The organism is Micromonospora sp. KC606 (assembly GCF_004348675.1).
Classification (GTDB): Bacteria; Actinomycetota; Actinomycetes; order Mycobacteriales; family Micromonosporaceae; genus Micromonospora.
Window position 1 is genome coordinate 88,521 of record NZ_SMKN01000003.1, and the last position, 12,014, is coordinate 100,534.

Below are 12,014 nucleotides of genomic sequence, written 5' to 3' on the forward strand. Positions count from 1 at the left end.
ACGTGGCCGGGCAGGCACCCGCCCAGGCACATCTCATGTTGGGGCGGACGGCTGGCCGCGCAGGGCGGCTAGCCTCCGCTGGTACTCCTCGTCGTCGATCTCACCGGCGGCGTAGCGCCTGCGCAGTAACAGCTCCGCCTCTGGTGTCTGCGAAACGGTGTCCGGCCGCCCGCGGGCGGTCAGCACGCCGGTGCTGCGGACGAGCCACACGAGGCCGAGGAGCACTGTGACAATCAGGAGGATCGCCGGGATGGTCATGAAGGCCATCATGAGCATTCCGTTGCAGTACATCATCACTGTCACCTCCCGCGTTCAGGTGAGGTTGGGGATGTTGAACCAGGACAACGGCGGCCAGGGCAGGTTGCGCAGCACCACTGCGTACAGCAGGAACAGCCCGATGTAGGCGGCGATCACCTTGGGGCCGGGCCGCCACAGCGGCAGCCTGTGGCCGGTGTAGGCATGGACCGTCCAGGCGGTCAGGGCGTAGAGGCCGACAAGCGCGAGCAGTCAGCGCGTGCCACAGGCACGGCCCGGTCGGGTCGGCGACCCGATCGGTGGGGTTGAACGCCAGCACGTATGCAGCGGCGGCGCCGAGCAGCAGCCAGATCGCCGCACGTCCCAGGCGCCACAGCGGCGGCCTCACGGCCGTGTGCGCCGGGTTCATGACACCGCCTCCAAGACCGCCTGATAAGTGCCTTCGACAGCTGCGGCGATGGCGGCGGCGTCGACTCCGCCGTCGTCTCCACGACGGTGCGGCCCTTACGCAGGCTCGTCTGCGAGCGGCGCACGCCGGGGACGTCGTCTTCGAGGGTCTCGTCGATGAGCATCCCGCAGCTGGTGCAGTGCATGCCGGTGACGGCGAAGGTGTAGGTGGTCATGAGATGGCCTTGTCGGTGATGTTGAGCCGGCCGGTGTACATGCCCATGCCGCAGGAGTAGGCGAGCCTGCCGGGGTTGAGCACGCCGAGGTCGATGACGGTGTCGCCATTGACGGGCAGTATCTTCTCCACGCCCAGGCTGGGAATGACGAACGACCGCACGCAGCCCTGCGCCCGGTCCGACCGCACGATCAAGGTCGTGGGCAGGCCGGCTTGGATGTCGAGGTTGCGGGGCTGGTAGGCGCCCTCCACGGCGGTGATGACGACGCGCTGGCGGCCGTCGGCGACCGTGACCCGCTCGCCGGGCGGGGTCGCGGCGTCGGCTTCGTCGCCGGTCAGGCCGAGGGTGTGGGCGAGTTAGCTGGCTGCCAGCGGTGAGCCGGTCAGTTCGAGTCCGCCGTTGAGGGTATAAGCGCCCAGGGCGAGCACCAGCACGCCGGTGGCCACGGCCCGGCGTAGGCGGCCAGTACGGCGTCGGTCGAGGCAGGTGTCGACCTCGGCGAGCTTGCGCCGCAGCACGGCGACCGAGTCGGGGCATGCGTCGCCGGTGGCGTGGCCCGCGCGCAGGCACGCCACGAACGGGCGGATGTCGTCCAGGTCGAACCCGACCGCGAGCAGCGACCGGATCTCGTGTACGACGCGCAGCTCGGACTCGTCGAAGGCGCGGTAGCCGTTGGCCGCCCGGCGCGACCGGATGAGCCCGTGCTCCTCGTAGTACCGCAGCGTGCGGGTGCTGGTGCCGGTGCGCTGCGCCAGCTCGCCGATACGCATCCGCGGCCTCCTCCCTGTCGCCGCCAACGCTAAACGTTGCCGCCGGTGTCAAGGCAAGCGTGGCTCCGGTCACGCCACAGGCTGCCTACCCGCTTCTCGACGGGTAGGCAGCCTCAGCTCCATTCCTGGCGGGCGAACCGGGCCTGCGGGCACCCGGCTCGGCCCGACGGTCACTGCGTGGCGATGGCGGCGAGGATGTCCGCGCGGGCGGCCCGGCGGGCGGGCCACAGCGCGGCCAGCACCCCGACCAGGGCCATGCCCGCCAGCGCCACCGCGGCGGCCAGCCAGGGCACCGACATGGCGAACACCGGGTTGGCGAGGATGACGTACTGCATCACCCCGCCGAGCAGCACGCCCACGCCGATGCCGAGCACGCCGCCGTACAGCGAGATCACCACGCTCTCGCGGCGCACCGTGCGGCGCACCAGCGCCCGCGACGCCCCCAGCGCCCGGAACACGCCCAGCTCGCGGGTGCGTTCCAGGACCGACAGCGCCAGCGTGTTAACCACGCCGAAGACGGCGATCACCACGGCCGCGCCGAGCAGCACGTACACCAGGCCGAGCACCAGCTGGAACGGCTCCAGCACCTCGTCGAGCACCTGCTCGCGGTCCTGCACCAGCACGTCAGGCCGCTGCGCGAACGACCGCTCCATCGCGGTACGCAGCGCCGCCGCGTCCGCGCCGACCGCGTAGACGCTGCCGCCCTGGCGGGCGACGCCGTCCGGCAGCAGCGCGTCGTCGAGCAGTTGCCCATGCAGCAGCTCGCTGGGCTCGCGCAGGCCCGCCACGGTCACCGGCACCTCGACCGGCGTGACCCGGCCCGCGGCGTCGGCGGCGTCGAAGCGCAGCCGGACCCGGTCACCGACGTGCAGTCCCGCCTCGGCGGCGAACCCCCGGTCCAGTACCACCCCGCGGCGCAGGTCGGCGTCGCCCGCGGTCACCCTGACGCGCAGCGCACTGCCCAGCGCGGCCGCGTCGAGGCTGGTGAACAGGGTGTCCCTCGCCGTGCCCCCCGGGCCGATCACGAGCATCGCGCCCGAGCGCGGCGCCGCCAGGCCGGTCACCCCGGGGACGGCCGCCGCGGCGGTGCGTACCGTGTCGTCGAACGTCCCGAACGTCGCGGCGCGCAGCACCACCGCGTCTGCGGGCACCGACGCCCGCACGTCGGCGGTCGTGGTGTCGGTGAGCGTCTGCCCCACCGTCGCGAACGCGCACACCAGCGACAGGCCGATCATGAGCGCGGACGCGGTCGCGGCGGTGCGCCGCGGATCGCGTACCGCGTTGCGCAGGGCGATGCGGGTGACCGGGCGCGGCGAACGCAGCACCCCCGTCAGCGGGCGCAGCACCCCGACGACCAGGACGGGCGCGATGAGCAGCACGCCGACCCAGGCCAGCACCGCCCCGGACATGGCCAGCGCCCGCGTCGACTCGGTGAGCCTGTCCGAGGAGGTCGCCGCGACCATTGCCACGCCGCCGGCCACGGCCAGCATGCCGAGCACGGTGCGCAGCACCAGCGAGCGCCGCGGCAGGACGGCGTCGGTGCGCAGCGCCGCCATCGGCGACACCCGTGCCGCCCGCCGCGCCGACCCGTACGCCGACACGACCGTCACCACCACGCCGACCAGGTAGCCGACCAGCACGGCCCACGGCGACACCGCGTAGGCCACCGTCCCGGCCACCGGCAGCAGGCGCATCGCCAGCAGGCCCAAGCCGACGCCCAGCACCACGCCGACCGTCGAGCCGACGAGGCCGAGCACCACCGCCTCGGCGAGCACGGCCCGGCGCACCTGGCGCCGCCGCGCGCCCACCGCCCGCAGCAGCGCGAACTGCCGGGTGCGCTGGGTGACCAGCATGGTGAACGTGTTGGCGATGACGAACACCCCGGCCATCAGCGCCACCGCGGCGAAGGCCAGCAGCGCCTTGCGGATGGTGTCGGCGGCGTCGTGCGACGCCTGCTCCCGCACGGCCCGCAGCGAACTGCCGGACTCCACCTCGAAGCCGGGGCCGAGTTCGGCCTGCGCCGCCGCGATGACGGCCCGCTCGTCCGGCCCGGACAGCTCGATCCGCGCGAAGCCGGGCACGACGTCCGCAGCGGCGTCGCGGGGGCGCAGCAGCCGGGCCGCGGTATCCGCGTCGTACGCCACGGCCGGGTCGAGCTCGTGTCCCGCCGGACGGTAGGTGAAGACGCCGACGACCGTCGCGGTGTCCGACCGGTCGCCGCCGAGCAGCACCCGCGCCGAGTCCCCGACCGTCAGCCCGGCCTCGGCGGCGGCCCCCTGTTCCAGCGCCACCTCGCCGGCCCGCTGCGGGCCACGGCCCGCGCTCAGCGTGAACCGCTGTGAGCCGTCCCAGTCGGTGCCGCCCGCGTCCGGCCAGGATGTGGCGCCGAGCTTGCCGTCGGCGCGCACCAGCGCCGCGTAGCCCTCCCGTACGCCCTCGGCCCGGGTCACACCCGGCAGCCGCGCGAGCCGGTCGCGGACGTCCGCGGGGATGTCCGTCGCGGTGGGATCCTCCGACTCGCGGTGCACCAGCGCGGCCAGGTCGGTGCGCTGGGCGCCGCCCACCGTCGCCGCGGCCGAGTCGGACACCACCCAGGTCGCGACCACGAAGGCCACCCCGAGCACGATCGCGGCCAGGGTCATCACGACCCTGCCCAGGTGCGCGCGCAGGTCGCGCAGCATCGCCCGCAGCATCAGGCACCCGCCCCGACGCTCGTACGGCCGCCGCGCGCGACGGACTCCAGCGAGCGGATCCGGTCGAGCACCCGGTCGGCGGAGGGTTCTCGCAGCTCGTCGACGATGACGCCGTCGGCCAGGAACAGCACCCGGTCGGCGTACCCGGCCGCGACGGGGTCGTGCGTGACCATGACGACGGTCTGCGCCAGCTGGTCGACGCTGCGGCGCAGGAAGCCGAGCACCTCCGCGCCGGAGCGGGAGTCCAGTGCCCCGGTCGGCTCGTCGGCGAAGACCACGTCGGGGCGGCTGACCAGCGCGCGGGCGCAGGCGACCCGCTGCTGCTGGCCGCCGGACAGCTCGGCGGGACGGTGGTGCAGCCGGTCGCGCAGCCCGACCGCTTCGATCACCGTGTCGGCGAACGCCTGGTCGGGCCTGCGCCCGGCGAGGTCCAGCGGGAGGGTGATGTTCTCCCACGCGGTCAGCGTCGGCAGCAGGTTGAATGCCTGGAACACGAAGCCCATCCGGTCGCGGCGCAGCGTGGTCAGCGCGTCGTCGCGCAGCCCGCTCAGCTCGACGCGTCCGGCGTCTCCGTGGCGGGCGCCCTCCAGCCACACCTGGCCCGAGGTGGGCGTGTCCAGCCCGGCCAGGCAGTGCATCAGGGTCGACTTGCCGGACCCGGACGGGCCCATGATCGCGGTCAGCTCGCCGCGGCCGAAGGCCACGTTCACCGCGTTCAGCGCGGTCACCTGCGCGTCGCCCGAGCCGTACTGTTTGGTCAGGTCTGCCGCGCTCACCGCGGCGTCGAAGTTCGTCATGGGGGACACGCTCCCGCGCGGTGGCGGTGCCTGCCGTCGGGCAGGAGTAGATCACGGCCTGCTACATAAGTAGCAGGCCGCGGCGACGGAAGTAGTGTCCGCCGCGGCGGCCGGCCCGCCTAGGCTGGTCACGGGGGCGGCGACGGCAGGAGGGCACGGCATGGGTCAGCAGGGCGGCACGGTGACGGTGCCGGGCGTGCCGTCGTGGCTGCAGCCGTCGAGCCGGCTGGGGCACGTCACACACCGGCTGTTCCCGTTCGTGCTGGGCGGCGCGGTGGCGGTGTCCTCGGTCCTCTCTCCGCTGGTGCCGCCGATGTTGATCTTCGTCGACCCGGTCGCCGAAGATGTCCACGACCCGCCGTGGGCGCTGGTCGCGTTCGCGGCGCTGTCGGCGGGGGCGAGCGTTGCGCTGGTGCGCCGGGCACGCTGGCCGCTGTTCGTGATCTCGCTGGCGTCGTGGCTGGCGCTGAGCCTGCTGGCCCCGGTGATCGCCGCGTCCTACTACGCCGGCGCCGGCCGCCCGGGACGGCCGCACGACCCCGGCCGCGCCCTGCCGTTCTTCATCGTCGCGGCGACGCTGGTCGGGGTGCCGGTCGGCTGGAGCGCCACGCACCGCCCGTACTACGAGGACCCCGGCTGGCTCGTCGCCGACAGCGTCTTCACGGGACTGGCCTGGGCGGGCATGACGGTCGGGCTGCCGTTCGTCTTCGGGCTGTGGGTGCGGACGCGCCGCCAGGTCCTCGCGCAGCTGCGGGAACGCGCCGAGCGGCTGGAACGCGAGCAGCACGAGCGGGCCGAGCGGGCCCGCGCCGAGGAGCGCCGCCGTATCGCCCGGGAGATGCACGACGTGGTCGCGCACCGGGTGGCGCTGATGGTGCTGCACTCCGGAGCGCTGGAGGTGAGCACCACGGACCCGCGTACCGCCGCGGAGGCCGCGCTGATCCGCACCACCGGCCGGGAGGCGATGCAGGAGCTGCGCGAGGTGCTCGGCATGCTGCGGGCGCCCGACGCGTCCGGCCCGGCCGCGGACCTCGCGCCGCTGCCGACGCTGGCGGACCTGGACCGGCTGCTGGAGTCCAGCCGCGCGGCCGGCCTGCCGGTGCGCCGGGCGGACGAGGGCGAGCCGCGGCAGGTGTCGCTGTCGGCGCAGCGCACCGCATACCGCGTGGTGCAGGAGGCGCTGACGAACGTGGCCAAGCATGCCGGGGCCGTGCCGACCACCGTCACGCTGCGCCACGAGCCGCGCGAGCTGGTGGTGCTTGTGGACAACGCCGCCCCGCCGCACCCGGCGCCGCCGCTGCCGGGCAGCGGGCTGGGCCTGGTCGGCCTCGCCGAGCGGGTCGCCCTGGCGGGCGGTACGGTGCAGGCCCAGCAGCGCCTGGACGGCGGGTTCACACTGCACGCCCGCATCCCGGCCGACCCGCCGCAGGCGGGCGCGGATCGGAAGGTGCCGGAGTGATCCGGGTGGTGGTGGTCGACGACGAGGCGCTGGTGCGTTCCGGCCTGCGGATGATCCTGGAGGCGGCCGGCGACATCGCCGTGGTCGCCGAGGCCCGCGACGGCGCGCAGGCGGTGGAGGCGGCCCGGCGGCACCGCCCCGACGTGGTGCTGATGGACGTGCGTATGCCGGGGACCGACGGGCTGGCCGGGGCCGCCGCCGTCGCGCAGCTGCCCGAGCCGCCGCGTGTGATCATGCTGACCACGTTCGATCTGGACGAGTACGTGCACGCGGCGCTGCGCGCCGGAGCGGTCGGCTTCCTGCTCAAGGACACGCCGCCGCGCGACCTCGCCGAGGCGGTGCGTACCGTGGCGGCCGGCAACGCGATGCTCGCGCCGACGGTGACCCGGCGGCTGATCAGCTCGTTCGCGCAGCGCGGCCCGTCCGTGGCGGATCAGGCCCGCGCCCGCCTGGGGGTGCTGACCGACCGCGAGCGCGACGTGGTCCGGGCTGTGGCCCGCGGCCTGTCCAACGCGGAGATCGCGCGTGAGCTGGACATGGCCGAGGCCACGGTCAAGGCCCACGTGAGCCGGGCGCTGGCCAAGCTGGGCCTGGCCAATCGGGTGCAGGCCGCCATCCTCGTCCACGACGCCCGGCTCGGCCCCGGCCCGGACGCATCGGCCGCCTGAGCGGCCGCGATCGCGCGGCGCGGATGCCCGAGCCGCCCGCGGACCCGGCTCGGCGGGAGGCAGCCGGGCGAGGTGGCGTCCGTGCCCCAGGCCGTCACCGGACGTGAGGTGCGCGACGCGGGAACAATACTCGCGACCCGACCGCTCGATGCCACAACCCGACCACCCACCGCAGCAGCGACCAACCGACAACCCAGAACCAGACCTACCCCGCATCACCGCCAGGACATGTCGGTCAGACCGCCTAAAATGTGTCCGATGAAGGTTCCCCTTACGGACACCAGCGCAGACGCTGCCGCCGCCCCTATAAAAATCAACTATTTGGCGGCCGATGACACGTTCGTTACCGGCACCCCGAGTAGTGCGTCCACTTTCCGCCTGTGCGGTTATGGAAGCGCTTCCTTCTCCTGGTTGGATCGAAGGGTTCGGGGTTCGAGTCCCCGGCGACCCACCGCAAGGTGTGATCTCGCTGTTGACCTACGCTTCCGTGGTTCGCATGACTGAGACATCGCCTCGTGAACACGGTTCCGCCCGGCTTGCTGGATTGGTCATGACCGAGATCGACCAAAGTCGGCGGTAGGGATTCACCGTCGATCGTGGCGCCGGGGCCGGCTCAGCCGGCGGCCGGCTCCCGGGTGTCGGCTGGTACGACCAGCGGCGCTCCGGTGACCGGGTCGGGGACGACCTGGTTCGGCATCCCGAAGACCTCGGCGACGAGTCCGGTGCCCACCGTCGAGGCGGGATGGCCCTCGGCAACGATCCGGCCGTCGCGCATCGCCACGAGATGGGTGGCGTACCGGGCCGCGTGGTTGAGGTCGTGCAGCACGGCCACGACGGTGCGGCCCTGGGTGACCAGCCGGTGCAGTACGTTGAGCACGTCGATCTGGTGAGCCACGTCCAGGTAGGTGGTGGGCTCGTCGAGCAGGACGAGGGGCGTCTCCTGAGCCAGCACCATGGCGATCCAGGCCCGCTGTCGTTGCCCGCCGGAGAGTTCGTCGACCCGGCGGTTGGCCAGGTCGGTCGCGCCGGTCGAGGCTAGGGCCGCTTCGACGGCCTCCTCGTCGGCCCGGGAGAAGCGGCGTAGCACCCGCTGGTGGGCGTAGCGGCCCCGGCCGACCAGTTCCCGGACGGTGATCCCCTCGGGCGCGGCCATGGTCTGCGGTAGCAGCGCGATCCGGCGGGCGCGTTCCTTCGCCGGCAGGGCGACGAGGTCCGACCCGTCGAGCAGGACTCGCCCCACGGCGGGGCGGAGCAGCCCGGCAAGGGCCCGCAGGAGTGTCGACTTGCCGCACGCGTTCGGCCCGATGAGCACGGTGAACGAGCCGTCCGGCACCGCGAACGACAGATCCTCACTGACGGTCCGATGATCATAGCGGAGGGTGACGCGTTCCGCGCGGAGTCGGGCGTTCAGTTGGTCGACCATCTGGTCCTCCTGAACTCGTGGACGAGCAGCCAGAGCAGGTACGCGCCGCCGAGGGTGACCGTCACCACCCCCACCGGTACGGTCAGCGGGATCACGTGCTGGGCGACCAGGTCGGAGCCGAGCAGCAGCAACGCCCCCACCACGGCGGTGGCGGCGAGCGGCAGGCCCGGTGCCCGGACAAGCCGGCGGGCGATCTGCGGGGCGGCCAGGGCCACGAAGGAGATCGGACCGGCCACGGTGGTGACGGCGCTGACCAGGACGACCGCGACCAGCACGAGGGCGGCGCGGTCCCGATCGACCGCGACTCCGCTGGCGGCGGCGACGTCGTCGCCCAGTTCCAGCTGGGCCAGGGCCGCCGACCACAGGGGAGTGATCACCAGCAGCGCCAGGATGACCCCGGTGGCGGGCCAGACCACCTCGGCGGTGGCGGTGTTGAGGGAGCCAGCGCCCCAGGCGGCGGCGAAGAGTGCCGTCTCCAGATCGGCGCGGAGCAGCAGCCAGGTGTTGGTGGCGGCGAGCATCGAGGAAACCCCGACGCCCACGACGATGAACCGGAACCCGGAGAGCCCGTCCCGGTACGCGAGCAGGTAGATCGCCAGGGCGGCCACCAGGCCACCGGCGAGCGAGCCGAGCATCAGCAGGTGCCAGCCGCCGCCGAGCAGCAGCAGGGCGATCAGCATTCCGCAGAACGATCCGTTGGCCAGACCGATGATGTCCGGGCTGGCCAGCGGATTGCGGGTGATGGTCTGGAAGATCGCACCGGCGACGCCGAGCGCCGCGCCGAAGGCGATGGCGGCGGCGATGCGGGGCAGCCGCCACTCCAGCACAACGGTGCGGGTCAGCCCGCCGATCCGGCCGCCGAGCACGCCGAGGACCTCGTCGAAGCGGAGCGGGAAGTCACCCACCCAGAGGCCGATCACCGCCAACGCCGTGACGAGGAGCGCCGCGGTGACGCAGACGGCGGCCTCGCGTGCGCCGACGGCCACGTGTGCGCGGTCGGTGCCGAGCACCAGCCGGCGGCGTCCTTCGGTGCGGCGTGGTGGCCGGCTCCCGGCGCTCACAGCGCCGTCGCCCGTCGGCGTCGGGCCAGCGCGATCAGGACCGGTGCGCCCACAAACGCGGTGACGATGCCGACCGGCATCTCGCTGGGCAGGACGGCGATCCGGCCGAGTACGTCGGCGAGCAGCACCAGGACCCCGCCGGCCAGCAGGGATCCGACGAGGATCCGGCGCTGGTCGGCGCCGACGCCCCAGCGCACCAGGTGCGGTACCACGAGCCCGACGAACGAGATGGGGCCGGCGACGGCGCTCGCCCCACCGGCGAGCAGGGTCACCGCGCCCAGTACGAGCAGCCGGGTCCGGACGAGGCTGACTCCCTGCGCGGCCGCCAGGTCCGGGCCGAGCGCGAGTGCGTTCAGGCTGCGCGCCGCGAGCAGCCCCGCGACCAGCCCGGCCGCGATCAGTGGCAGCACCGGGAGCACCACGGCGGTGTCGCGTTCGAGCAGGCTGCCGGCGTTCCAGCCGCGCATCCGGTCGAAGGTGTCGGGGTGGGTGAGGGTGACTCCGGTGGTCAGTCCGGCCAGCACCGCGCCCGTCGCCACCCCGGTCACCAGCAGCCGGGTCGGGGTGGCCCGCAGGTCGGCGGCACCGCCGACGGCGTACACGGCGATGGCGACCAGGAGCGCGCCGAGCAGGGCGAGCCACATGTAGGCGGCCGGTGAGGTGACCCCGAAGAAGGCGATGCCCACGGCGACGAACGCGGCGGCTCCGGCGTTGACGCCGAGGAGGCCCGGTTCGGCGAGCGCGTTGCGGGTGAACGCCTGCATCAGGGCGCCCGCGACCCCGAGCGCGGCGCCGACCAGTAGTCCGGCCAGGGTGCGCGGCAGGCGCTGTCCCCAGACCACGTACTGCGCGGTCTCGGTGCCCGCGCCCCGCAGCGCCGCCCACACGTCAGACGGGGGCACCGGGTTCGCACCGACGAAGACCGACAACACCAGCGACCCCAGGAGTACGGCAACCGCCCCGGCCAGCCAGCGCCGGGTGGTACGACGGCGCGCGGCACGGCCGGTGGTCGGCGGTGCCGCGCGCGCGGATGCGGTGGTGGTCAACTCGACGCGGCGAGGATGCGTTCGAGGTCGTCGAGGACGGTCTGCCCACCGACCGTGCCGACCCCGGTGATCCAGAAGGACTGGTCGACCAGGTGCAGGCGGGGGAAGGCGGCGGCGTTGGCGCTGACCGAGGCCGGGATGGTGCTGCGGTCGTTCACGTCGACGGTGGTGACGAAGACGTGGTCGGCCTTGGCCTCCAGCACCCGCTCGGGGGAGATGTCGACCGAGATGGAGTTCTCCCAGTCGCGCTGCGGGGTGGTGAAGCCGACGCACTCCAGCGTGCTGCCTGCGAAGGAGGTGGGCCCGTACAACGTGAGGACGCCGTCACGGGGGCGGATGAGCTGTGCGGTCTTGCCGGCGGTGCCGAACTTCTTGGCGATCTCCGCACACCGCTGCTGGTAGCCGGTGAGGAGCTTGTCGGCGGAGCCCGCGCCGCCGAGCGTGGTCGCGGTGAAGCGGACGTTGTCCTGCCACGGGTCTGTCTGCGAGGCCATGTAGACGGTCGGGGCGACGTCGGTGAGTTGGGCGTAGAGGGCGGAGTGCCGGGATTCGGTGCCGATGATCAGGTCGGGCTTGAGGGCCGCGATCTTCTGCACGTTGGGTTCCTGGACGGTTCCGACGGTGGTGATGCCGGCGGCCTTGTCCCCGAGGTACTTGGGCACGCCGGTGGCCTCGTTGAGTACGGCCGCGCCGACCGGGGTGATCTCCAGGGCGATAGCGGTGTCGAGCTGTACCGGTTCAAGGACGACGACTCGGGTCGGCGCGGCCGGTACATCGGTCTTGCCGCGCGCGTGCTCGACGGTTCTGGTGTCGCCGACGCTGCTCGCCGGGTCGGAGTCGGCGGAGCCGCAGGCGGCCACGACGAGCGCCATCGTCGAGGCGATGGTGAGGGCGAGGAGGCGTCGGCGAGTTGTTCGAGGGGTTGTCGAGCGCATGGTGCAGAATTCCCGTCTGGTGACTTACGGTGAGGGTGGGGCGATTGGATTAGGTTAGCGTAACCTAATCCGCCACCTCCTCGCGGGTTGGGCGATCGTGCCAGTACCCCTGCGTGTGAACCCGCTCCGGGGCGATGCGCGCCTCGGCGAAGGTCCGGCGCACTTGCGCAATCCTGCTACTCTCCGTAGCTGCCCAGGCATAGAAGTGGGTTCCCGACCCGGCCGCCGCAGCACCGTGCTCGGCCAGCCAGTCGCCCACCATGGCGGTCAGCACCGTCCCGCCC

12 protein-coding genes are annotated in these 12,014 nt (G+C 73.3%); 2 read left to right on the top strand and 10 right to left on the bottom strand.

Features of this window, described 5'->3' with window-relative positions; all coding sequences use genetic code 11:
• Positions 1–33 precede the first annotated feature (33 nt).
• The 5 genes from E1193_RS01875 to E1193_RS01905 all read right to left on the bottom strand — a co-directional run bounded on the left by E1193_RS01875 (position 34) and on the right by E1193_RS01905 (position 5,138).
• Positions 34–294, bottom strand: a complete 261-nt coding sequence (locus E1193_RS01875) for an SHOCT domain-containing protein (protein WP_132179549.1) — start codon at positions 292–294, stop codon at positions 34–36.
• A gap of 580 nt (positions 295–874) precedes the next feature.
• The gene (locus E1193_RS01890) at positions 875–1,216 is read right to left on the bottom strand and encodes a cupredoxin domain-containing protein (RefSeq protein WP_132179551.1); all 342 of its coding nucleotides are present in this window, start codon (positions 1,214–1,216) and stop codon (positions 875–877) included.
• A gap of 18 nt (positions 1,217–1,234) precedes the next feature.
• Entirely contained in the window at positions 1,235–1,648 is a 414-nt protein-coding gene (locus E1193_RS01895) for a MerR family transcriptional regulator (protein ID WP_132179553.1), read from the bottom strand.
• 170 nt (positions 1,649–1,818) lie between these two features.
• Complete coding sequence (locus E1193_RS01900; protein WP_132179555.1) at positions 1,819–4,341, bottom strand: ABC transporter permease; 2,523 nt, start codon at positions 4,339–4,341, stop codon at positions 1,819–1,821.
• Positions 4,341–5,138 carry an ABC transporter ATP-binding protein gene (locus E1193_RS01905; protein ID WP_132179557.1) on the bottom strand — a complete coding sequence of 266 codons (798 nt, stop codon included), beginning with the start codon at positions 5,136–5,138 and terminating at the stop codon, positions 4,341–4,343. Before E1193_RS01905 ends, E1193_RS01900 begins: the two co-directional genes overlap by 1 nt.
• Before the next feature lie 160 nt (positions 5,139–5,298).
• On the opposite strand from E1193_RS01905, the gene E1193_RS01910 reads away from it, so the two are divergent.
• Both E1193_RS01910 and E1193_RS01915 read left to right on the top strand, forming a co-directional pair.
• Complete coding sequence (locus tag E1193_RS01910) at positions 5,299–6,597, top strand: sensor histidine kinase (protein WP_132179559.1); 1,299 nt, start codon at positions 5,299–5,301, stop codon at positions 6,595–6,597.
• Positions 6,594–7,265, top strand: a complete 672-nt coding sequence (locus E1193_RS01915) for a response regulator transcription factor (RefSeq protein WP_132179561.1) — start codon at positions 6,594–6,596, stop codon at positions 7,263–7,265. The genes E1193_RS01910 and E1193_RS01915 overlap by 4 nt, the downstream gene beginning before the upstream one ends.
• A 613-nt stretch (positions 7,266–7,878) precedes the next feature.
• On the opposite strand, the gene E1193_RS01920 is transcribed toward E1193_RS01915, so the two are convergent.
• The 5 genes from E1193_RS01920 to E1193_RS01940 form a co-directional block, all read right to left on the bottom strand.
• Positions 7,879–8,676, bottom strand: coding sequence for an ABC transporter ATP-binding protein (locus E1193_RS01920; RefSeq protein WP_207922507.1), 798 nt, complete (start codon positions 8,674–8,676; stop codon positions 7,879–7,881).
• Complete coding sequence (locus tag E1193_RS01925; RefSeq protein WP_132179565.1) at positions 8,673–9,698, bottom strand: iron chelate uptake ABC transporter family permease subunit; 1,026 nt, start codon at positions 9,696–9,698, stop codon at positions 8,673–8,675. The genes E1193_RS01920 and E1193_RS01925 overlap by 4 nt, the downstream gene beginning before the upstream one ends.
• 47 nt (positions 9,699–9,745) lie before the next feature.
• Entirely contained in the window at positions 9,746–10,795 is a 1,050-nt protein-coding gene (locus tag E1193_RS01930) for an iron chelate uptake ABC transporter family permease subunit (RefSeq protein ID WP_132179567.1), read from the bottom strand.
• Positions 10,792–11,667 carry an iron-siderophore ABC transporter substrate-binding protein gene (locus E1193_RS01935; RefSeq protein ID WP_207922503.1) on the bottom strand — a complete coding sequence of 292 codons (876 nt, stop codon included), beginning with the start codon at positions 11,665–11,667 and terminating at the stop codon, positions 10,792–10,794. The genes E1193_RS01930 and E1193_RS01935 overlap by 4 nt, the downstream gene beginning before the upstream one ends.
• Positions 11,668–11,794: 127 nt before the next feature.
• Positions 11,795–12,014, bottom strand: a 220-nt coding sequence (locus tag E1193_RS01940) for an SIP domain-containing protein (protein WP_207922504.1), incomplete at its 5' end; no start/stop codon positions are given.

Bases quoted from the DNA above. Each gene is read 5' to 3' on its own strand.
- E1193_RS01875 (WP_132179549.1), bottom strand. From the start codon at position 294: ATGATGTACTGCAACGGAATGCTCATGATGGCCTTCATGACCATCCCG.
- E1193_RS01895 (WP_132179553.1), bottom strand. From the start codon at position 1,648: ATGCGTATCGGCGAGCTGGCGCAGCGCACCGGCACCAGCACCCGCACG.
- E1193_RS01900 (WP_132179555.1), bottom strand. From the start codon at position 4,341: ATGCTGCGGGCGATGCTGCGCGACCTGCGCGCGCACCTGGGCAGGGTC.
- E1193_RS01905 (WP_132179557.1), bottom strand. From the start codon at position 5,138: ATGACGAACTTCGACGCCGCGGTGAGCGCGGCAGACCTGACCAAACAG.
- E1193_RS01910 (WP_132179559.1), top strand. From the start codon at position 5,299: ATGGGTCAGCAGGGCGGCACGGTGACGGTGCCGGGCGTGCCGTCGTGG.
- E1193_RS01935 (WP_207922503.1), bottom strand. From the start codon at position 11,667: ATGGCGCTCGTCGTGGCCGCCTGCGGCTCCGCCGACTCCGACCCGGCG.